Source organism: Angustibacter peucedani, assembly GCF_054779595.1.
Map to the genome: position 1 here is coordinate 1 of NZ_BAAGXY010000061.1, position 17,865 is coordinate 17,865.

At 76.1% G+C, this 17,865-nt stretch carries 19 protein-coding genes, 1 pseudogene and 1 riboswitch; of the genes and pseudogenes, 14 read left to right on the top strand and 6 right to left on the bottom strand.

From position 1 onward, the window contains the following. Positions 1-471: pseudogene (locus tag ACYVJ4_RS12080) on the top strand (rRNA small subunit methyltransferase B); the annotation flags it as partial. Positions 472-548: 77 nt separating this feature from the next. Then, complete coding sequence (locus ACYVJ4_RS12085; RefSeq protein ID WP_460460377.1) at positions 549-2,150, top strand: diguanylate cyclase domain-containing protein; 1,602 nt, start codon at positions 549-551, stop codon at positions 2,148-2,150. On the opposite strand, the gene ACYVJ4_RS12090 is transcribed toward ACYVJ4_RS12085, so the two are convergent. Then, positions 2,109-3,464: an MFS transporter gene (locus ACYVJ4_RS12090; protein WP_460460378.1), complete on the bottom strand. Its 1,356-nt coding sequence runs from the start codon at positions 3,462-3,464 to the stop codon at positions 2,109-2,111. The two genes, ACYVJ4_RS12085 and ACYVJ4_RS12090, sit on opposite strands and share 42 nt — an antisense overlap. 101 nt (positions 3,465-3,565) lie before the next feature. Between ACYVJ4_RS12090 and rpe the strand changes: the two genes are divergently transcribed. From rpe to ACYVJ4_RS12150, 12 genes are all read left to right on the top strand, one after another. Next, positions 3,566-4,246: a ribulose-phosphate 3-epimerase gene (gene rpe, locus ACYVJ4_RS12095; RefSeq protein ID WP_460460379.1), complete on the top strand. Its 681-nt coding sequence runs from the start codon at positions 3,566-3,568 to the stop codon at positions 4,244-4,246. A gap of 25 nt (positions 4,247-4,271) precedes the next feature. Beyond that, positions 4,272-4,400: riboswitch (FMN riboswitch) on the top strand. A 144-nt stretch (positions 4,401-4,544) separates the two neighbouring features. Then, the gene (gene ribD, locus ACYVJ4_RS12100; protein WP_460460380.1) at positions 4,545-5,570 is read left to right on the top strand and encodes a bifunctional diaminohydroxyphosphoribosylaminopyrimidine deaminase/5-amino-6-(5-phosphoribosylamino)uracil reductase RibD; all 1,026 of its coding nucleotides are present in this window, start codon (positions 4,545-4,547) and stop codon (positions 5,568-5,570) included. Further along, positions 5,570-6,202: a riboflavin synthase gene (locus ACYVJ4_RS12105; RefSeq protein WP_460460381.1), complete on the top strand. Its 633-nt coding sequence runs from the start codon at positions 5,570-5,572 to the stop codon at positions 6,200-6,202. The genes ribD and ACYVJ4_RS12105 overlap by 1 nt, the downstream gene beginning before the upstream one ends. Further along, the gene (gene pnuC / locus ACYVJ4_RS12110; RefSeq protein ID WP_460460382.1) at positions 6,199-6,885 is read left to right on the top strand and encodes a nicotinamide riboside transporter PnuC; all 687 of its coding nucleotides are present in this window, start codon (positions 6,199-6,201) and stop codon (positions 6,883-6,885) included. The genes ACYVJ4_RS12105 and pnuC overlap by 4 nt, the downstream gene beginning before the upstream one ends. Continuing rightward, positions 6,882-8,195: a bifunctional 3,4-dihydroxy-2-butanone-4-phosphate synthase/GTP cyclohydrolase II gene (locus ACYVJ4_RS12115; RefSeq protein WP_460460383.1), complete on the top strand. Its 1,314-nt coding sequence runs from the start codon at positions 6,882-6,884 to the stop codon at positions 8,193-8,195. The genes pnuC and ACYVJ4_RS12115 overlap by 4 nt, the downstream gene beginning before the upstream one ends. Then, positions 8,192-8,677 (top strand): 6,7-dimethyl-8-ribityllumazine synthase, encoded by a 486-nt coding sequence (gene ribH / locus ACYVJ4_RS12120; protein WP_460460384.1) that lies wholly within the window; start codon positions 8,192-8,194, stop codon positions 8,675-8,677. The genes ACYVJ4_RS12115 and ribH overlap by 4 nt, the downstream gene beginning before the upstream one ends. Positions 8,678-8,688: 11 nt before the next feature. Next, positions 8,689-8,952: a phosphoribosyl-ATP diphosphatase gene (locus ACYVJ4_RS12125; RefSeq protein ID WP_460460385.1), complete on the top strand. Its 264-nt coding sequence runs from the start codon at positions 8,689-8,691 to the stop codon at positions 8,950-8,952. Between the two features lie 52 nt (positions 8,953-9,004). Then, complete coding sequence (gene hisG, locus ACYVJ4_RS12130) at positions 9,005-9,850, top strand: ATP phosphoribosyltransferase (protein ID WP_460460386.1); 846 nt, start codon at positions 9,005-9,007, stop codon at positions 9,848-9,850. Between the two features lie 4 nt (positions 9,851-9,854). Then, positions 9,855-10,316, top strand: a complete 462-nt coding sequence (locus tag ACYVJ4_RS12135; protein WP_460460387.1) for a PH domain-containing protein — start codon at positions 9,855-9,857, stop codon at positions 10,314-10,316. After that, positions 10,313-10,876: a nucleotidyltransferase family protein gene (locus ACYVJ4_RS12140; protein WP_460460388.1), complete on the top strand. Its 564-nt coding sequence runs from the start codon at positions 10,313-10,315 to the stop codon at positions 10,874-10,876. The genes ACYVJ4_RS12135 and ACYVJ4_RS12140 overlap by 4 nt, the downstream gene beginning before the upstream one ends. A 168-nt stretch (positions 10,877-11,044) precedes the next feature. Next, a complete protein-coding gene (locus ACYVJ4_RS12145; RefSeq protein WP_460460389.1) occupies positions 11,045-11,554 on the top strand; it encodes a sigma-70 family RNA polymerase sigma factor in 510 nt (169 codons plus the stop codon). After that, entirely contained in the window at positions 11,551-12,297 is a 747-nt protein-coding gene (locus ACYVJ4_RS12150) for a zf-HC2 domain-containing protein (RefSeq protein ID WP_460460390.1), read from the top strand. Before ACYVJ4_RS12145 ends, ACYVJ4_RS12150 begins: the two co-directional genes overlap by 4 nt. A 4-nt stretch (positions 12,298-12,301) precedes the next feature. Here the strand turns inward: ACYVJ4_RS12150 and ACYVJ4_RS12155 are convergent, their stop codons facing one another. From ACYVJ4_RS12155 to ACYVJ4_RS12175, 5 genes are all read right to left on the bottom strand, one after another. Next, a complete protein-coding gene (locus ACYVJ4_RS12155) occupies positions 12,302-13,516 on the bottom strand; it encodes an MFS transporter (RefSeq protein ID WP_460460391.1) in 1,215 nt (404 codons plus the stop codon). Further along, a complete protein-coding gene (locus tag ACYVJ4_RS12160; protein ID WP_460460392.1) occupies positions 13,513-14,658 on the bottom strand; it encodes an FUSC family protein in 1,146 nt (381 codons plus the stop codon). The genes ACYVJ4_RS12155 and ACYVJ4_RS12160 overlap by 4 nt, the downstream gene beginning before the upstream one ends. 24 nt (positions 14,659-14,682) lie before the next feature. Continuing rightward, a complete protein-coding gene (locus tag ACYVJ4_RS12165) occupies positions 14,683-16,113 on the bottom strand; it encodes a YlbE family protein (RefSeq protein WP_460460393.1) in 1,431 nt (476 codons plus the stop codon). After that, complete coding sequence (locus tag ACYVJ4_RS12170) at positions 16,110-17,633, bottom strand: FdrA family protein (protein WP_460460394.1); 1,524 nt, start codon at positions 17,631-17,633, stop codon at positions 16,110-16,112. The genes ACYVJ4_RS12165 and ACYVJ4_RS12170 overlap by 4 nt, the downstream gene beginning before the upstream one ends. After that, a partial coding sequence (locus tag ACYVJ4_RS12175) for a hypothetical protein (RefSeq protein WP_460460395.1) occupies positions 17,630-17,865 on the bottom strand: 236 nt, incomplete at its 5' end. The genes ACYVJ4_RS12170 and ACYVJ4_RS12175, both read right to left, overlap by 4 nt.

Genomic DNA, 17,865 nt, shown 5'->3' on the forward strand with positions numbered 1-17,865 from the left:
GCCGAGCTGGTTCGCTCCGCGGTGGCAGCCCTCGGCGACGCCGTCGAGGTGCGCCACGCCGACGGCCGCGAGGTCGGCGCGGACGAGCCGGGCGCCTACGACCGCGTGCTGGTCGACGTCCCGTGCACGGGGCTGGGCGCGCTGCGCCGCCGCCCGGAGGCCCGCTGGCGCCGCACGCCGACCGACCTCGGCGGGCTCGCCCCGCTGCAGCGTGCGCTGCTCGCCAGCGCGCTGGACGCCGTGCGCCCCGGTGGCGTGGTCGCCTACACGACGTGCTCGCCGCACGTCGCCGAGACCCGGCTCGTCGTCGACGACGTGGTGCGCCGCCGCGACGACGTCGAGCTGGTCGACGCCACCGCGCTCGTGCCGGCGCCGGACGTCGACGACGGCGCGGGCGGTCCCACCGTGCAGCTCTGGCCGCACCGGCACGGCACCGACGCGATGTTCCTGGCGCTGCTGCGCCGCCGCTGAGCGGTCGCTGACCCGTCCGGGTCGTCCGCCCCAGGACCGCTCAGGTCGAGCACGCCCCCGCCGATGCAGCACCGGACATGGCAGACCGGTACCCGACCGCAGCGCGCGACACGGTTGTCGCCGCGCTCCTCGCCGACCCCGCGGCCCGGGTCGTGGCGATCAGCGAGACCGGGCTCATCGTGCCGATGCCGGCCGAGGTGCCGGTGCGCGAGGGCGGCCTGGTCACCGGGGCGTCGTCCCTGCTGGAGCTGGTCGACCCCGACGACATCCTGGCCGTCATCGACGCCTGGTCCGAGGCCCGCGAGCGCGGTGCGGTCAGCGTCCAGGTGCGCTCGGTGCACGACGCCGCCGCCATCACGGTGCACGCCGTCGACGCCCGGCACGCCTACGGGGTCTTCCTCGGCTTCCTGGTCGGCTTCCGCGACGCGGCCGTGGACGCCGAGGCGCCGCGCGGCGCCGACGCCCTGCGCCCGCGCGTCTGCATCGTGCGCAAGGACGAGCTCGCCCGGATCACCGCGGTGGACGAGACCGCCGCCCGCCTGCTCGGCTGGACCGACGCCGAGCTGGGCCAGCGCTCGCTCGAGCTGACCCACCCCGACGACCAGCAGCGCGCCATCGCCAACTGGATGGACCTGCTGGCCAGCCCCGGCGGCGCCCGCCGCACCCGGCTGCGCCAGCGGCACGCCGACGGCAGCTGGATGTGGTTCGAGATCACCAACCGCAACCTGCTTGCCCACCCCGACCACCGCTGCGTGCTGTCGGAGATGGTCGACATCGGCGAGGAGATGGCGGCCACCGAGGCGCTGCGGCTCAGCGACCAGCTGATGCGACGCCTGACCGAGTCGCTGCCGGTCGGCATCCTGCAGATGGGCGTCGACGGGCACTGCATCTACCGCAACGAGCGCCTCGCGGCCGTGGTCGGCACCCAGGTCGACGACCTGCAGGACCTGCTGCGCGTCGTGGTCGACCCCGAGCGGGTGCGCGACGTGCTGCGCACGGTGCGCGACAGCGGGGCCGACGGCGAGATCGAGGTCGAGGTCACGGGAGCGGGCGGGTTCCGGCGGCGGCTGCACCTCAGCGTGCGCGGCCTGCTCAGCGACGACGGCACCGTCAGCGGCGGCATCATGTGCGTCTCGGACGTCACCGAGGCGGCCGACCTGCGCGAGCAGCTGGCCTACAAGGCCACCCACGACCAGCTGACCGGCTGCCTGCAGCGCAGCGCCACCCTCGACCGGCTCGAGCAGACGCTCGCCGCCCTGCCCGCGGACGACGCCAGCGTCGCGGTGCTGTTCATCGACCTCGACGGCTTCAAGCAGGTCAACGACCAGCACGGGCACGCCGCCGGCGACGCGATGCTGCGCGAGGTCGGACGACGGCTGCTGGCGGACGTCGACGCCCAGGGCGCCGTGGGACGGTTCGGCGGCGACGAGTTCGTCGTGCTGCGCGCGGACCTGCCGAGCGCCGCGGCCGCCGACCGGGCCGCCGTCGAGCTGGCCGAGAAGCTGCAGACGCCGTTCGAGCACCAGGGGCTCACGCTGGTGCCGCACGCGAGCGTCGGCGCGTCGTGGACGGACCAGCGGGACTCGGCCGACCCCCTGGTGGCCCGGGCCGACGCCTCGATGTACCGCCGCAAGCGCTCACGCCCCGACCGCCGGCCGCGGCTGCTGCCCGACGCCTGACGCGTCGTCCGGCTCGTCGTCGGGCCCGTCGTCGGGCCCGTCGGCGGGGTCGTCGGCGGGGTCGTCGGCGGGGACGAGGACGGTGCTGGTGAGCAGTCCCAGCACCAGGTAGCCCGCGCCCTGCCAGGCGATGACGGCCACGATCCCGCCCGCGCCGCCCAGCGCCTCGGCCAGCACGCCCGACGCGGCCGCCCCCACCAGCAGCCCGGCCGACTGCAGCGCGGTCACGGTGCCGAGCACCCGGCCGCGGTGGTGGTCGTGCGTCGCGCGCTGCAGCAGCGTGGTGAAGCCGGCGACGACCGCGGCACCCGGCACGCCGACCACGACCATGAGCACCACCGCGGGCGCGAGCTGCGGCCAGGCCAGCGGGTACAGGAACAGCGTCAGGTCGACCAGCCCGAAGGCCGTGGCGCCCCAGCCGAACAGCCGGGCCGGCCGCCACCGCTCTCCGTACGCCGCGACGACCAGGCCGCCCGCGATGCCGCCCACCGCCTGCACGCCGACGACCAGCCCGTAGCCCTGCGGGCCGCCGTGCAGGACGTCCAGCACGAACGGGGCGAAGAGCGTGCCCATCAGGCCCTCGCCGACCGACGTGACGGCGACGAACACGAGCAGCACGCGCAGGGTCCGGTGGCCGGTGGCCAGGCGCAGCCCGGCCCGCCACTCGTGCCACCAGCCGGACGGCGGGGCGGCCGGGACCTCGCCGTCCGCGACCTTCGGCACGCGCCAGCCGGCAGCGGGGGTGCGCACGCGCGAGACCAGGCCGGCGGCGACGACGAACGTGGCGACGTCCAGCAGGGTGACGGCCGGCAGCCCGCCCCAGGCCGCCGCGACACCGCCGGCCCCGGCGCCGACGAGCCGCGCGACCGCCTGGGCCTGGGCGTTGACGGCGTTGGCGCTCACCTGCCGGTCGCGGGGCACGAGCAGCGGGACCAGGGCCTGCTCGGCCGGCACGCTCAGCAGCTCGAGGAGCGACTGGCCGACGACGACGGCGTAGAGCAGCCACAGCGTGCCAGGACCGCCCACCGCCACCAGGGGGAGCAGCCCCACGGCGTGCGCCACGAGGCAGGCCGTGAGGGTGCGCCGCCGGTCCCAGCGGTCGACCAGCACCCCGGCGGGGGAGGCGAGCAGCACCTGCGGTAGCACGGCGGCCACGAGCATGGCGGCGGTGGCGACGGTGGACCCGGTGCGCTCGTAGACCAGGTACAGCAGCCCGACCGCGAGCAGGTGGTCGCCCAGCCGCGACACCAGGCCGGCGGCCACGAGGAACCGGTAGTCGCGGTGCCTCGCCAGCACCTGCCAGATCGTCCGCACGGGGGTCTCCTATCGAGATATATCGCGTTGGCGACGACAAGATATATCGCGAGTTGGCCCAGGGGGGAAGGGTGCGGGCGGGTGGTCGCTAGGCTCGCCGCGTGGCCGTGCAGATCTCGCCGAGCATCCTGTCCGCCGACTTCGCGAACCTCCAGGCCGAGCTCGGCCGGATCGCGGGCGCGGACTGGGCGCACGTCGACGTCATGGACAACCACTTCGTGCCCAACCTGACGCTGGGACAGCCGGTGGTCGAGGCCATCGCCAGGGTGAGCCCGGTGCCGGTGGACGCGCACCTGATGATCGCCGACCCCGACCGCTGGGCGCCCGGCTACGCCGAGGCCGGCGCGCAGAGCGTCACCTTCCACGCCGAGGCGGCGCACGCCCCGGTGCGCCTGGCCCGCGAGCTGCGGCGCCTCGGCGCCCGAGCCGGGCTCGCGCTGAAGCCCGCCACGCCGGTCGAGCCGTTCGTCGACCTGCTGCCCGAGGTCGACATGCTGCTCGTGATGACCGTCGAGCCGGGGTTCGGCGGCCAGTCCTTCCTCGACGTCTGCCTGCCCAAGGTGCGCCGGGCCCGCCAGGCCATCCGTGACGCCGGGCTCGACGTCTGGCTGCAGGTCGACGGGGGCATCACGCTCGAGACGGTCGAGCGGGCGGCCGAGGCCGGGGCCGACGTCTTCGTGGCCGGTTCGGCGGTCTACGGCGCGGACGACGCCGCGGCGCAGGTCGAGGCGCTGCGCGAGCGTGCCCGAGGTCACAGCCACGACGGGCCCGCTCGCGCCTGACCGGCGTACACTCGCTGGCAGCAGCACGCGTGCTCCGGGGTCGGTGAAATTCCGAGCCGGCGGTGACAGTCCGCGACCCGACCGCATCCAGCGGCCGGTTGACCTGGTGGAACTCCAGGACCGACGGTGAGAGTCCGGATGGGAGGAGACACGCGGCGACGGCGCGAGGCCCTGGTCTCGTCGGCGTCGCCGTCGGGTGCGGCCGGTCGTCGACCGGTGGCGCCCGACGTGGTCGCGCGAGCCATCCCGCGCGGCCGACCCCCGGAGCCCGCCCGACGGCGAGGCGAGAGGGGTCGAGGTGACCAGCAGCGCGGCAGGCGACGCCCACGTCTCGCGCGCCCTCGAGCTCGCGCGCCGCGGACCGGCCGCCGGGCCCAACCCGCGGGTCGGGTGCGTGGTCCTCGCGCCGGACGGCCGGGTGGTCGGCGAGGGCTGGCACGAGGGCGCCGGCACGCCGCACGCCGAGGTCGCGGCGCTCGCCGACGGCGACACCGCGGCCCGCGGCGGCACCGCGGTCGTGAGCCTCGAGCCCTGCGGTCACACCGGGCGCACCGGGCCCTGCACGGCCGCGCTGATCACCGCGGGGGTCGCCCAGGTCCTCTACGCGCGCCCCGACTCGACGCCGGACGCCGGGGGTGGGGCCGAGCGGCTGCGCCAGGCCGGGATCGACGTCCGGCTGGTCGACGACCCCGAGCAGCGGCGCGAGGCCGACGAGCTCGTGCGCTGGTGGCAGCTGGCGCGCGACCTCGGCCGGCCCGTCGTCACCTGGAAGCTCGCGAGCACGCTCGACGGCCGCAGCGCCGCCGCCGACGGCACCAGCCGCTGGATCACCGGACCCGAGGCCCGCGCGGACGTCCACGCGCTGCGCGCCGAGGTCGACGTCGTCCTCGTCGGCACCGGCACCGCCTGGGACGACGACCCGCGCCTCACCGTGCGCGACCCGGGCCTCGCCGACGCCGAGCGCGAGCCGCAGCGCGCCGTCATGGGCCTGCGCGGCGTGCGGCCGGGCAGCGCCCTCGACGCGCCGGGCGTCGCCGTCCTCGACACCCGCGACCCGGCCGACGCGTTGCGGCGGCTGTGGGACGACGAGCGCCGGCACGTGCTGCTCGAGGGCGGCCCCTCGCTGGCCGCTGCGTTCTGGCGCTCCGGTCTGGTCGACCGCGTCGTCGCCTACGTCGCACCCGCCCTGCTGGGCGCCGGCGTCGCGGCCGTCGCGGACCTCGGCACCACCTCGATCGACGACGCCGCCCGGCTCGAGCTGGACGACGTCACCCGGCTGGGCGACGACGTCCGGCTCACGCTCACCCCCCGGAGGTCGCGCTGATGTTCACCGGCATCGTCGAGGAGCTCGGCGAGGTCGTCGCGCTCGAGCCGCTCGGCGACTCGGCCCGGCTCACCGTGCGCGGACCGCTCGTCACGAGCGATGCGGTGCACGGCGCGTCGATCGCCGTCAACGGCGTCTGCCTCACGGTGGTCGGCGAGCCCGCCGCCGGGGCCTTCACCGTCGACGTGATGCGAGAGACGTTGCGCCGCAGCGCTCTCGGCGCCCTCGAAGTCGGCTCGCGGGTCAACCTCGAGCGCGCGCTGGCCGCCGACGGGCGGTTCGGCGGGCACGTCGTCCAGGGCCACGTCGACGGCACGGCGCACGTGGTGCGCCGCGAGCCGGGGGAGCGGTGGGAGGTCGTCACGATCTCGCTGCCGCCCGACCTCGCCCCCTACGTCGTCGAGAAGGGCTCGATCACGGTCGACGGCGTCTCGCTGACCGTGGCCGCTCTCGACGACGCCGCCGGCACCTTCGCCGTCTCGCTCATCCCCACCACCCTCGAGCTCACCACCCTCGGCCGCCGCGCGGTCGGCGACCCGGTGAACCTCGAGGTCGACGTCCTGGCCAAGTACGTCGAGCGGCTGGTCGCCGCTCGTACCGCAACCGCATCGGAGCTCCCGTGGACCTCATGAACGACCTGCTCGCCGCCCACCTGACGATCGCGGGCCACCCGATCGCCTGGAGCGAGATCGTCGGCAACCTCTTCGGCCTGGCCTCGGCGCTGCTCGGCATGCGCCGCAAGGTCTGGGCCTGGCCGGTCGGCATCGTCGGCAACGTGCTGCTGTTCCTGGTGTTCATGGGCGCGGCGTACGGCAACGACGACGGCCAGCGGCTGTTCGGGCAGGCCGGGCGCCAGGTGTTCTTCATCATCACCAGCGTCTACGGCTGGTACCGCTGGCAGCAGACGCGCGCGGCCGGTGGCCAGGGCGCGCCCGCCGTGCAGCCGCGCTGGGCGACGTGGAAGGAGCGCGGTGCGTACATCGCGTTCTGGGTGCTCGCCGTCGCGGTGCTGACGCCGATCTTCCGCGCGCTGGGCTCCTACGACCCGGTCTGGGCCGACGCCTGGATCTTCGTCGGCTCGATCGTCGCCACGTACGCGATGGCCCGCGGCTGGGTGGACTTCTGGCTGTGCTGGATCGCCGTCGACCTCGTCGGCGTCCCGGTCCTGCTGCACGCGCACTTCTACCCGTCGGCGGTGCTCTACGGGGTTTACGCCGGGTTCGTGCTCTGGGGCTTCGCCGTCTGGCGCCGCGTCGCCCGCGACGCCGCGCCCGCGCAGGGCGTGGTCGACCCGGCGGCCGAGGTCGCCTCGTGAGCCCGGCCGGCGAGGGCCGGCTCGGCACGGTCGAGCAGGCGGTGGAGGCGCTGCGGCGCGGGCGACCGGTGCTGGTCGTCGACGACGAGGACCGCGAGAACGAGGGCGACGTCGTCCTGGCGGCCGAGCACGCGACGCCCGAGATCCTGGCGTGGGTCGTGCGGCACACGTCCGGCCTGCTGTGCGCCCCCATGCCGGACGACGTCGCCGACCGACTCGAGCTGCCCCCGATGGTGCGCGACAACCAGGACCCGCGCGGCACCTCCTACACGGTGTCGGTCGACGCGCGCACCGGCGTCACGACCGGCATCAGCGCGGCCGACCGCGCACGCACCCTGCGGCTGCTCGCCGACCCGGCGACGGCAGCGGGAGACCTGGTGCGCCCCGGTCACGTCTTCCCGCTGCGGGCCCGGCCCGGCGGCGTGCTCGAGCGCCCGGGCCACACCGAGGCGGCGGTCGACCTGTGCCGCCTGGCCGGGCTGGCGCCCGTCGGCCTGATCGCCGAAGTGGTCGCCGACGACGGCTCGATGATGCGGCTGCCCGGCCTGCTGCGGCTGGGTGCCGAGCACGACCTGGTGACGATCTCGATCGCCGACCTCGCGCTGTGGCGGCTGGTCCAGCACGACGTCGAGCCGGACGGCGCACGGGACCGCGAGCCGGACGTCACGCCCGCACAGCGGGTGCGGCGCGCGGCGACCACCACGCTGCCGACACGGCACGGGACGTTCACCGCCCATGGCTACCGCGACCTGCTCACCGGCGCCGAGCACGTCGCCCTCGTGCACGGCGACGTGCGCGCGCCCGATGCCGTCGTCCGGCTGCACTCGGAGTGCCTGACCGGCGACGTCCTGGGCTCGCGCCGCTGCGACTGCGGCGACCAGCTCGACGCCGCCCTGCGCGAGGTCGCCGAGCACGGCGGTACGGTCGTCTACCTGCGCGGGCACGAGGGCCGCGGCGTCGGGCTGCTGCCCAAGCTGGAGGCGTACGCGCTGCAGGACCTCGGCCTCGACACGGTCGACGCCAACCTCGAGCTCGGCCTGCCCGCCGACGCGCGCGAGTACGGCGCCGGTGCGGCGGTGCTCGCCGACCTCGGCGTCACCCGGGTGCGGCTGCTCACCAACAACCCGGCCAAGGTCGAGGGCCTGCGGGCCGCGGGCGTCGCCGTCGTCGAGCGGCTGCCGCTGCAGGTCGCGCCGGGCGACCACAGCACGGGGTACCTCGTCACCAAGCGCGACCGCATGGGCCACGACCTGCCCGGGCTGCCGCAGCCGGTCGACGTCCGGGGCGCTGTCGACGTGAGGCGGCCGTGAGCGGTGCGGGCGCCCCGGCGCTGCACGCGGACGGGGCGGGGCTGCGGGTCGCCGTCGTCGCGGCGCAGTGGCACGCCGAGGTGATGGGCGGCCTGCTCGACGGCGCGCTGCGCGCCCTCGCCGAGTGCGGCGTCACCGCGCCGGAGGTCGTGCGGGTGCCAGGCACCTTCGAGCTGCCCGTCGCGGCGGCCCGGCTCGCGGCGTCCGGGGTCGACGCGGTCGTGGCGCTGGGGGTCGTGGTGCGCGGCGGCACCCCGCACTTCGACTACGTGTGCCAGGCCGCGACGTCCGGGCTGACCGACGTCGCCGTGCGCACGGGCGTGCCGGTCGGCTTCGGCGTCCTGACGTGCGACGACGACCAGCAGGCCCTCGACCGGGCCGGTCTGCCCGGCTCGCGCGAGGACAAGGGCCACGAGGCCGCGACCGCCGCGGTCGCCACCGCCGTCACCCTGCGCGACCTCGCCAGGGCGGGCACGCCGTAGGCTTGCCGCTCGTGAAGACCTTCGACGAGCTGTTCGCCGAGCTGCAGGCCAAGGCGCAGAGCCGCCCGGCCGGCTCGCGCACGGTCGCCGAGCTCGACGCCGGCACGCACGCCATCGGCAAGAAGGTCGTCGAGGAGGCCGCCGAGGTGTGGATGGCGGCCGAGCACGAAGGCCCCGAGCGGGCCGCCGAGGAGATCAGCCAGCTGCTGTACCACCTGCAGGTGCTGATGCTCGACCGCGGCCTGACCCTGCCGGACGTGTACGCGCATCTGTGAGCGGACGCCCCGCCCTCCGCCACCGATCGCCTCGTACCGAAGGGACCTGACGATGCTGCGCATCGCCGTACCGAACAAGGGCTCGCTGAGCGAGGCCGCCGCCGACATGCTGCGCGAGAGCGGCTACCGGCAGCGGTCCAGCTCGCGCGAGCTCACGCTGGCCGACCCCGACAACGGCGTGGAGTTCTACTTCCTGCGCCCCCGTGACATCGCCGTCTACGTCGGCGCCGGCACGCTGGACGTCGGCGTCACCGGCCGCGACCTGCTGCTCGACTCCGGCGCGGACGCCGAGGAGATCCTGCCGCTCGGCTTCGGCCGCTCCACCTTCCGCTTCGCCGCGTCACCCGGCACCGCGTCGTCCGTGGCCGACCTGGCCGGCAAGCGCGTCGCGACGTCCTACACCGGGCTGCTCGAGCGGCACCTGGCCGAGCACGGCGTGCAGGCGGACGTCGTCCGGCTCGACGGCGCGGTCGAGTCCTCGGTCGGGCTGGGCGTCGCCGACGCCGTCGCCGACGTCGTGCAGACCGGTTCGACCCTGCGCCAGGCCGGGCTCGAGGTCTTCGGCGAGCCGGTGCTCGAGTCCGAGGCCGTGCTGGTGCGTCGCACCGGCGCCGCCGAGGACCCGGCCGTCGGGGTCCTGACCCGTCGCCTGCAGGGCGTGCTCGTCGCCCGCCGCTACGTGATGATGGACTACGACGTCCGCGTCGAGCTGGTCGAGCAGGCCTGCGCGCTGACGCCCGGGCTCGAGTCGCCGACCGTGAGCCCGTTGCACGACAAGGGATGGGTGGCGGTGCGGTCCATGGTTCCCCGCGCGACGACCAACCAGGTCATGGACGACCTGTACGACCTCGGCGCGCGCGCCATCCTCGTCACGGACATCCACGCCTGCCGGCTGTGACGTCGTGACGAGCGCGTTCGCCCCGTTCCGCCCGCGCCGCGGCCGGGCCGTCGCGCTTGGCTTCGTCGTGGCCTCGCTCGTGGTCTTCGGCGGCCTGGCGCTCGCGCTCCCCGGCACCGGCTACCAGGGCTGGTCGCTCGGCGACAGCCTGCTGCTGGCCGGCTTCGGGGTCGTCCTGGCCCTCGCGCTGTGGCGGTTCGCCGCGCTGCGGGCGGTGCCCTCGGCCGAGGGGCTCGTCGTCCGCAACGTGCTGCTCACCCGGCACGTCGCGTGGGACGACGTCGTCGGCGTGCGGTTCGGCGGCGGCGACGCCTGGGTCTGGCTCGACCTCGCCGACGGCGACGACCTCGCCGTGATGGCCGTGCAGCGCTCGGACGGCGAGCACGCCCGGGCCGAGGCCGGCCGGTTGGTCGCGCTCGTGCAGTCGCGCGGCGGGACGGCCGCCCGGCCGGGCGCGCGGCCATGAGCCCGGGGCCGGTCGGGGTCGTGCTGGCGGCGGGGGCCGGGCGGCGCTTCGGCGGGCCCAAGGCGCTGGTCGACCTGGACGGCGAGCGGCTGGTCGACCGCGCGGTGCGGGTGCTGCGCGAGGGCGGGTGCGCCGACGTCCTCGTGGTGGCCGGTGCCGCGCCGGTCATGGGCGTCGACGCCGAGGTCGTGACCAACGTGGACTGGCCCACCGGCATGGGGTCCTCGCTGCGGGTGGCGCTGTCGCGGGCCCACCGCGGCGAGTGGCCCGCCGTCGTCCTGCTGCTCGTCGACACCCCGTGGGTCGGGCCGGACGCCGTCCGCCGGCTGCTCGAGGCGGGGGAGGGTGGCGCGCTCGCCGCCCAGGCGACGTACGGCGGCACGCCCGGCCACCCGGTGCTGCTCGCCCGCGAGGTCTGGGCCGACGTCCACGCCGCCGCCACCGGCGACCAGGGCGCGCGCGCCTGGCTGCGCGAGCACCCGGACGACGTCGAGCTCGTCGCGTGCGACGGCACCGGCGACCCCCGCGACGTCGACCACCCCGACGACCTCCACCCCTGACCCGCCGCCGTCGGAGCACCTTCTTGCGAGTTCGCCCTCGCAGCGACCGCAGGAGGGCGAACTCCCAAGAACGTGCCGCCGGGCGCCCAAGCTCGGCACGGCGTCGACGGGGCGTCGGCTGGCGTGAACCGATCGGGCTCCGGCACCGTGTGATGACCAGGAGGGTCGATGCCGAAGACCGACAGCGAGCTGATGCGCGCGCTGCACGACGAGCACGCGGCGCCGCTGTGGGCGTACGTCGTGCGGCTCACCGGTGACCGCGCGGGGGCGCAGGACATCGTGCAGGAGACGCTGCTGCGCGCCTGGAAGCACCCGGAGGCGCTCGACCCGAGCCGGGGGTCCACCCGCGGCTGGCTGTTCACCGTGGCCCGGCGGCTCGTCGTCGACGAGTGGCGCACCAAGCGCTCGCGGGTCGAGGTGCTGCCGGGGGACCTGCCCGAGCGCGAGCCGGTGCCCGACGACACCGACCGGGTGCTGCAGTCGTGGGTCGTGCTCGAGGGGCTGCGCCAGCTGTCCGACCAGCACCGCGCGGTGCTGGTCGAGTGCTACTACAAGGGGCGGTCGGTGGCCGAGGCCGCCCGGGCGCTCGGGATCCCGGAGGGGACCGTGAAGTCGCGGGCGCACTACGCGCTGATGAGGTTGCGCCTGGCGCTGCAGGAGATGGGGGTCGAGCGATGACCGGGCCGACGACCGGCGACGGGACCGGTGCCGTGCCGCACGACGAGTTCGAGCTCGCCGCCGGTGCCTACGTGCTCGGGGCGCTGTCGCCGTCCGAGCGTGCGGCGTTCGCCCGCCACCTGCCGACCTGCCCGGCCTGCCAGGGCGCCGTCGAGGACCTCGCCGGCCTGCCCGGCCTGCTCTCGCGGGTGCGCCTCGAGGACGTCGAGCGGCTGGCCGACGCCGAGGGTCCCGCCACCGCCGACGTCCCACCGCTGCCGCCCGAGCTGCTCACCGGCCTGCTGCGCGAGGTGCGCCGGCGCCGGCAGCGCCGGCTGGCCGCGTTCACCGCGGTGGCGGCGGCCGCGGCCGCAGTCCTCGTGGTCGCGGGCATCGCGATCGGCCGACCGGCGACGCCGCCTGCCGGCCAGGCCATGACCTCGATCTCGCCCGAGGCCGTCACCGCGACCGTCGCGCTCGAGCCCGTGGGCTGGGGCACGCGGCTGGACCTGGTGTGCCAGTACGAGGACCCCAGCCGCGGCGCCGTCCCGTACTCGCTCGTCGTCGTGGCCCGCGACGGCCGCACCGAGCAGGTCGGGTCGTGGACGGCGAAGCCGGGGGAGACGGCGCGGATGGAGGGCGCCACCAGCTGGACCAGCGACGACATCGCCGCGGTCGAGGTGCGGGCGTCGTCCGGGCTGGCGGTGCTGCGGCTCGACCGCTCGCGCCCGGGCGCGACCGGCAGCGCGACCTCCTACCCCTGACGGCTCACGGCGTGCGCGCGCGGCGCGGGTGCAGGAGCAGCGCCGCCGCGCCCTGCGGCACGAGCAGCACCAGCAGCAGCACGAAGGGCACGGTGTACGAGCCCGTGACGTCGCGCAGCAGGCCCAGCACGACCGGGCCGGCCGCCGCGATGCTGTAGCTGACCAGGAACACCATCGCCGACAACCGCGCGCTGCCCGCCGGCGTCTGCGAGTAGTCGTTGAACAGCACCAGGCCCATCGCGAAGCCCGACCCCAGCCCGATCCCGAGCAGAGCGACCCAGACCCACGCCGCGGCCTCGGGCGCGACCAGCAGGCCGAGGACGCCGACCGTCACCGAGGTGACGGAGGCGAGCAGCACCGGACGACGGTCGGGCAGCCGGTGGGCCAGCACCGGACCGAGCACGCCCGAGACCACCTGGGCCGCGCTGAACACCGACAGCAGCAGCCCGGCGCGGGTCGGCGTCCAGCCGCGCGACTCGTAGAACGGCGCCACCCAGGCCAGCTGGCTGTAGAACTGCCACGACTGCAGGGCCATGTACGTCGCGACGAGCCAGCCGGTGGGGTGCCGCCACGGCAGCGGCAGGCGCTGCTCGGGCGGGTCCTCGCTGGCCCGCCGTCGAGCGGTCGCGGCCCGCGCGACCGGCCAGCAGACGGCGACGGCGGCCACGGCCGGCAACCCCCATGCGCCGATCGAGGCCGACCACGAGTCCCAGGCGTCCGCCAGCGGCACGCTCACCGCCGAGGCCACGGCGGCGCCGCCCATCATCGAGAGCATGTAGCCGCCGGTGACCAGCCCGACGTGGTCGGGGAAGTGCTCCTTGATGATGCCGGGCGCGATGGTGCCGCCCACCGCGATGCCGAAGCCGGCGCACAGCGTGCCCAGGTAGAGCAGCGGGACGTGCTCGCCGCCCAGCCGCAGGGCGGAGCCCACCAGCAGCACGGTCATCGCGGCCGCGGTGGCGGTCTCGCGTCCGAACCGGTGGGCCAGCCGCTGGGCGACCGGCGCGAAGACGCCCATCGACAGCACCGGCAGCGTGGTGAGGGCGCCGGTCCAGGCCCGGCTCAGGTCGAGGTCGTCGCCGATCCGCTCGACGAGCGGTGGCACGCAGGTGATCGCGAGCCGCAGGTTGAGCGCGACGAGGAGCACCGTCACGAGCATCAGCCCGGGCCCGCGGGTGCCGGACGTCGTCGGGTCACCCGTTCGGGCGGGGGCGGTCATGCGGGTTCCTCCTCGTCAGCGGCGCCCGGACGGCGCGCGCGCCCGGCCGCCCGGCCCTCGCCCTCGGCGGGGGGCACGAGGGCGCGCGCCTCGTCGGCGTCGACGCCCGTGATCTGCAGCAGGTCGACCACCATCGAGCGGACCTGGGCCAGTACGACGTCGCCCGAGAGCGTGGTGCCGGTGGGCACGTGGGCCGAGTCGTCCGCGACCTGCGCCAGCAGCTCGCGCGAGTGCTCCGACCCGCGGCGCTCCACGAGCTCGCCGGCCATCGCGTCGGCGGCGTCGGCCAGGCCGAGCAGCAGGGCCAGGGTGCCCGGGTCGAGCGTCTCGCCCCGCCGGACGACGACCGTGACCCGCCGCAGCAGCACCCGGCCGTTGCGGACGGCGCGGTCGAGGTGCACGGCCAGGGCGGCGACGGCCAGCAGGTCGCTGCGGTGGCCGCGCCGCCAGGGCGACGAGCGGGCGATCGACAGCCCGTCGAACGCGGCGGCCTGGACGTCGTCCAGCCGGTCCTCGCTGGCCCGGGCCCGGTCGAGCGTGGCGTACGCGAGCTCGGCGTCGCCCGCCTCCACCGCCCGCTCGGCGTCGCGGCACCACGACGCGAACTCGCGCAGCACCTCACCGGCCTCGGTGCGCGGACGACGCAGCGGCGAGCCCGGCACGACGGCGGCCGCCACGAGCGCGACGACACCGCCGCACACCGCGTCCAGCCATCGGCCCAGACCTGCTGCGGCAGTAGGGGCGAGGGTCGCCACGATGGCGGACTGCACCCCGGCCTGGGTGACGAGCAGCGGGCCGGCGTCGAGCAGCAGGGCCAGCACCATGGCGACCGCCACCACCACGAGCACCTGCCACGGCCCGGTGCCGAACACCGTGACGAACAGGTCGCCGATCAGGACGCCGAGCGCCACTCCCACCGTCACCTCGGCCACGCGCTGAAGCCGCTGGCGGTAGCTCAGCCCGAGGCTGACGATGGCGGCGACCGGCGCGAAGAACGGTTGCTGGTGGCCCAGCACCTCGCGGGCCACGCCCCACGCGACGGCGGCGGCGACCGCGCACTGCGCGATGTGCCAGGCGTAGCGACGCACCAGCCGGACCCGGTCGGGCCAGCTGGTGATCTCGCCGTGGAGCACCCGAGGCATGCCCCCAGCCTGCCCGTCGGCGGCTCAGGTCGCGCGAGCGGCCTCGGCCAGGGCCGACAGCGCCTGGGTGAAGCAGGCCTCGGGCGGGTTGACCAGGCCCGCCCCCACCTGGCCGGTGCCGGCCACCCGCCCCGCCATGCCGGTGTTGATGACGGGCAGCAGCCCGGTGCGCACCACCGCGGTCACGTCGATACCGGTCGGCGTGCCGCGGAAGCCGAGCACCGGCACCTGGTAGACCGGGTGCTCGCCGAGCGTGATCTCGTACATCCGCCGGGTGGTGGCGAGGGCGTCCTCGGCCTCGCCGCCGACGAACCGCACGATGGCCGGGGCCGCGGCCATGGCGAACCCGCCGATGCCGCCGGTCTCGGTGATGGCCGAGTCGCCGATGTCGGGGTTGGCGTCGTCCGGGCCGAAGTCGCCGAGGAACAGGCCCTCGGGCGTGTTGGCCGGCGCGGTGAACCACCGGTCGCCCGTGCCGGAGACCTGGATGCCGAAGTCGGTGCCGTTGCGCGCCATCGCGACCGCGAGCGACGAGCCCGGCACGTCGCGGCCGGCGTCGAGCGCGAGCTTGCAGGCGGGCATCACGAGGTTGAGGAAGAAGTGGTCGTTGCCGTTGCAGAACCGCACCACGTCGGCGACGTCGTGCGACGGCGCCCCGAGGTCGAGGAGCTCGGGCACCAGCTCGCGCACCAGCATCATCGTCCCGGCGCGGTTGCGGTTGTGGCCCTCGTCGCCCATCTGCAGCATCTGGGCGACGATCGTGCGGACGTCGAGCGGTCCCTCGCGCTCGACCCGGCGCCGCACGGCCTGCTGCAGCAGCGGGCCGAGCACGGCCTGCATCCAGCGCAGCCGGTCGATCACCTCGGGCCCGTAGGCGCCGTACCGCAGCACCTTGCCCAGTCCCTCGTTGAGCGTGCAGAAGGCCGTGCCCCCGTGCACCGGGTCGCGCAGCACGAATCCCCACATGCTCGGCGAGACGACCCCCGCCATCGGGCCCACCGCGCCGTGGTGGTGGCACGGGTCGAGCGAGATCCCTTCTCCCGCAACCAGTCTGGCCTCGGCCGCGGCAGGGTCGTCGGCGAGCCCCTCGTACACCGTCGCGCCGACCAGTGCTCCGCGCAGCGGGCCGGACGCACGCTCCCACCCGATGGGCGGGCCCGCGTGCAGGAAGGTCCCCGGCTCGAGCCCCAGCGCCTCGGACGCCGGGACGACGTCGACCAGCTCGGCGCCGGCGGCGAGCACCCGCTCGAGCGCCGTGCGGTTGGCGGCGTCGCGCCGCGCGTCCGACAGCACAGCCCGCAGCGCGTCGGCCGACGTCTCGCCGCCGAGCGGCGGCCGCCAGTCGACCCGACGCACGGCGACGGCCTGCGCCTCCTGCGCGTCGGCGAGCAGGTCGACGCCCACGGCGACGACCTCGGACGGCGGCTGCTGGAGCAACCCCTGCAGCGCGCTCACGCCTTCTCCTCGACGACGAGGGCCGCGGCGGCCCGGGCGGCCGCGGCGTTGGACAGGTGGACGTCGGCACCGGCCGCGCGCAGGGCCTCGGCCTGGCGGTGCAGGTCCTGCGGGTCGCCGCGGGTGCCGGTGAGCGACACCACGACGGCCAGCCCGCGGCCGTCGTCCTGCGCGGTGCGTCGGGCGGCCGTGATCGCCGGCGCGAGCGTCGCCGCCGGGTCGGGGTGCGAGCCGTGGCCGAGGACGACGTCGAGCAGCACCGCGCCGACGCGGGGGTCGGCCGCCTCGACCGCCAGGCGCTCGTCGCGCAGGGACGGGTCGATCATCGGGTGCGCGCGCCCGCTGGTCAGGGCGTCGTCGCCGAAGTCCACCATCGCGTGCGCGGTGCCGGCGTCCCACCGGCCGTCGCCGCCGACGTCCAGCTGCAGCGCCGGGTCGAGCGGGATGTTGGAACGGATCGGGCCCAGCGTCGTGCCGGCCACGACCATCGCTTCGTCGCACAGCGTGCCGCCGCTGAACAGCCCGCGCAGGGCGCGGCCGGGGGAGCGCGGCTGCGGTTCGTCGGACGTCCAGGTCGGCCACGTGGGCACGGCGACGCCGAGCCGGTCCAGCACGCCCTCGGTCGCGGTGGTGAGGTCGGGCCGCCCGCCGCCGAGCGTGGCCCAGGCCACCGGGGTGCCGAGCCCCTCGGCCAGCCGCTCCAGCTCGGCGAGCACGCCGGGGTCGGCCGGCTTGCTGACGACCACGACGAGCTCGGTGCCGTCGTCCTGGCCGAGCGCGGTCAGCGCCTGGCGGGCCGACCGCCCGCCCACCGCGGCCGACAGGTCGCGGCCGCCCAGCCCCAGGCAGTGGCGCACGCCGACGCCGGCGTGGTCGAGGAGGGCCAGCAGGTGCTGCGCGCCGGTGCCCGACGCGGCCACCACCGACACTGGTCCCGGCGCGACGACGTTGGCGAACCCGAGCCCGACACCGCCCACCACCGCGGTGCCGCAGTCGGGTCCCATGACCAGGACGTCGTGGGCGGCCGCGGCGTCCTTCAGAGCGATCTCGTCGGCCACGGACACGTTGTCGCTGAAGACCATCACGCTCGCGCCGCCCGTCACGGCATCCATCGCCTCGGCCAGGGCCGACGGGCCCGGCACCGACACGACGACCACCGGTGCGGGCTCGCGGCGCAGGGCGGCGGCGGTGGTGCGCGGCGGTTCCTCGGTCGATCCGCCGCCCCCGCCGCTGCTGCGACGGGTGAGCGCGTCGTCGAGCGCGGCGAGCGCGGCCTCGACGGCGCCGCCGCCGTCTCCGCCGTCGTCGTCGACCCGCACGGCCACCACGAGGTCGCCCGGCCCCACGCCGTCCGGCAGCGCGAAACCCATGCCCTGCAGCACGTCCACGTTCAGCGGGGTGGCCATCGCCACCTGCGCGGTGACCACGCCGTCCAGCCCGGTGAGAGCGCGGCTGGCCTGCATCAGGGTCACCGAGTCGTGGTACGCGCCGCGCCGCAGCTCGACGTGGTCGCGGCTCATGCCGCCCGTCCCGTCGGACGTCGGGTCGTCAGCGCGCGCAGGACGTCGACGCCCGCGGCGGTGGCGGCCCCGGACGTCGCGCCGAGCGCCAGCAGCGCCTGCCGGGTGGACGTCGACGGCTGGCTGACGGCGTCGACCACCGCGGCCGCGGCGACCCTCTCGACCGCCAGGCGCAGCAGCTCCGCCGACAGCCGCGTCGTGCAGACCCGGGCGGCGGCCGCGACGGCCCGAC

Bases quoted from the DNA above. Each gene is read 5' to 3' on its own strand.
- ACYVJ4_RS12085 (WP_460460377.1), top strand. From the start codon at position 549: ATGGCAGACCGGTACCCGACCGCAGCGCGCGACACGGTTGTCGCCGCG.
- ACYVJ4_RS12105 (WP_460460381.1), top strand. From the start codon at position 5,570: ATGTTCACCGGCATCGTCGAGGAGCTCGGCGAGGTCGTCGCGCTCGAG.
- pnuC (WP_460460382.1), top strand. From the start codon at position 6,199: ATGAACGACCTGCTCGCCGCCCACCTGACGATCGCGGGCCACCCGATC.
- hisG (WP_460460386.1), top strand. From the start codon at position 9,005: ATGCTGCGCATCGCCGTACCGAACAAGGGCTCGCTGAGCGAGGCCGCC.
- ACYVJ4_RS12140 (WP_460460388.1), top strand. From the start codon at position 10,313: ATGAGCCCGGGGCCGGTCGGGGTCGTGCTGGCGGCGGGGGCCGGGCGG.
- ACYVJ4_RS12145 (WP_460460389.1), top strand. From the start codon at position 11,045: ATGCCGAAGACCGACAGCGAGCTGATGCGCGCGCTGCACGACGAGCAC.
- ACYVJ4_RS12150 (WP_460460390.1), top strand. From the start codon at position 11,551: ATGACCGGGCCGACGACCGGCGACGGGACCGGTGCCGTGCCGCACGAC.
- ACYVJ4_RS12155 (WP_460460391.1), bottom strand. From the start codon at position 13,516: ATGACCGCCCCCGCCCGAACGGGTGACCCGACGACGTCCGGCACCCGC.
- ACYVJ4_RS12160 (WP_460460392.1), bottom strand. From the start codon at position 14,658: ATGCCTCGGGTGCTCCACGGCGAGATCACCAGCTGGCCCGACCGGGTC.
- ACYVJ4_RS12170 (WP_460460394.1), bottom strand. From the start codon at position 17,633: ATGAGCCGCGACCACGTCGAGCTGCGGCGCGGCGCGTACCACGACTCG.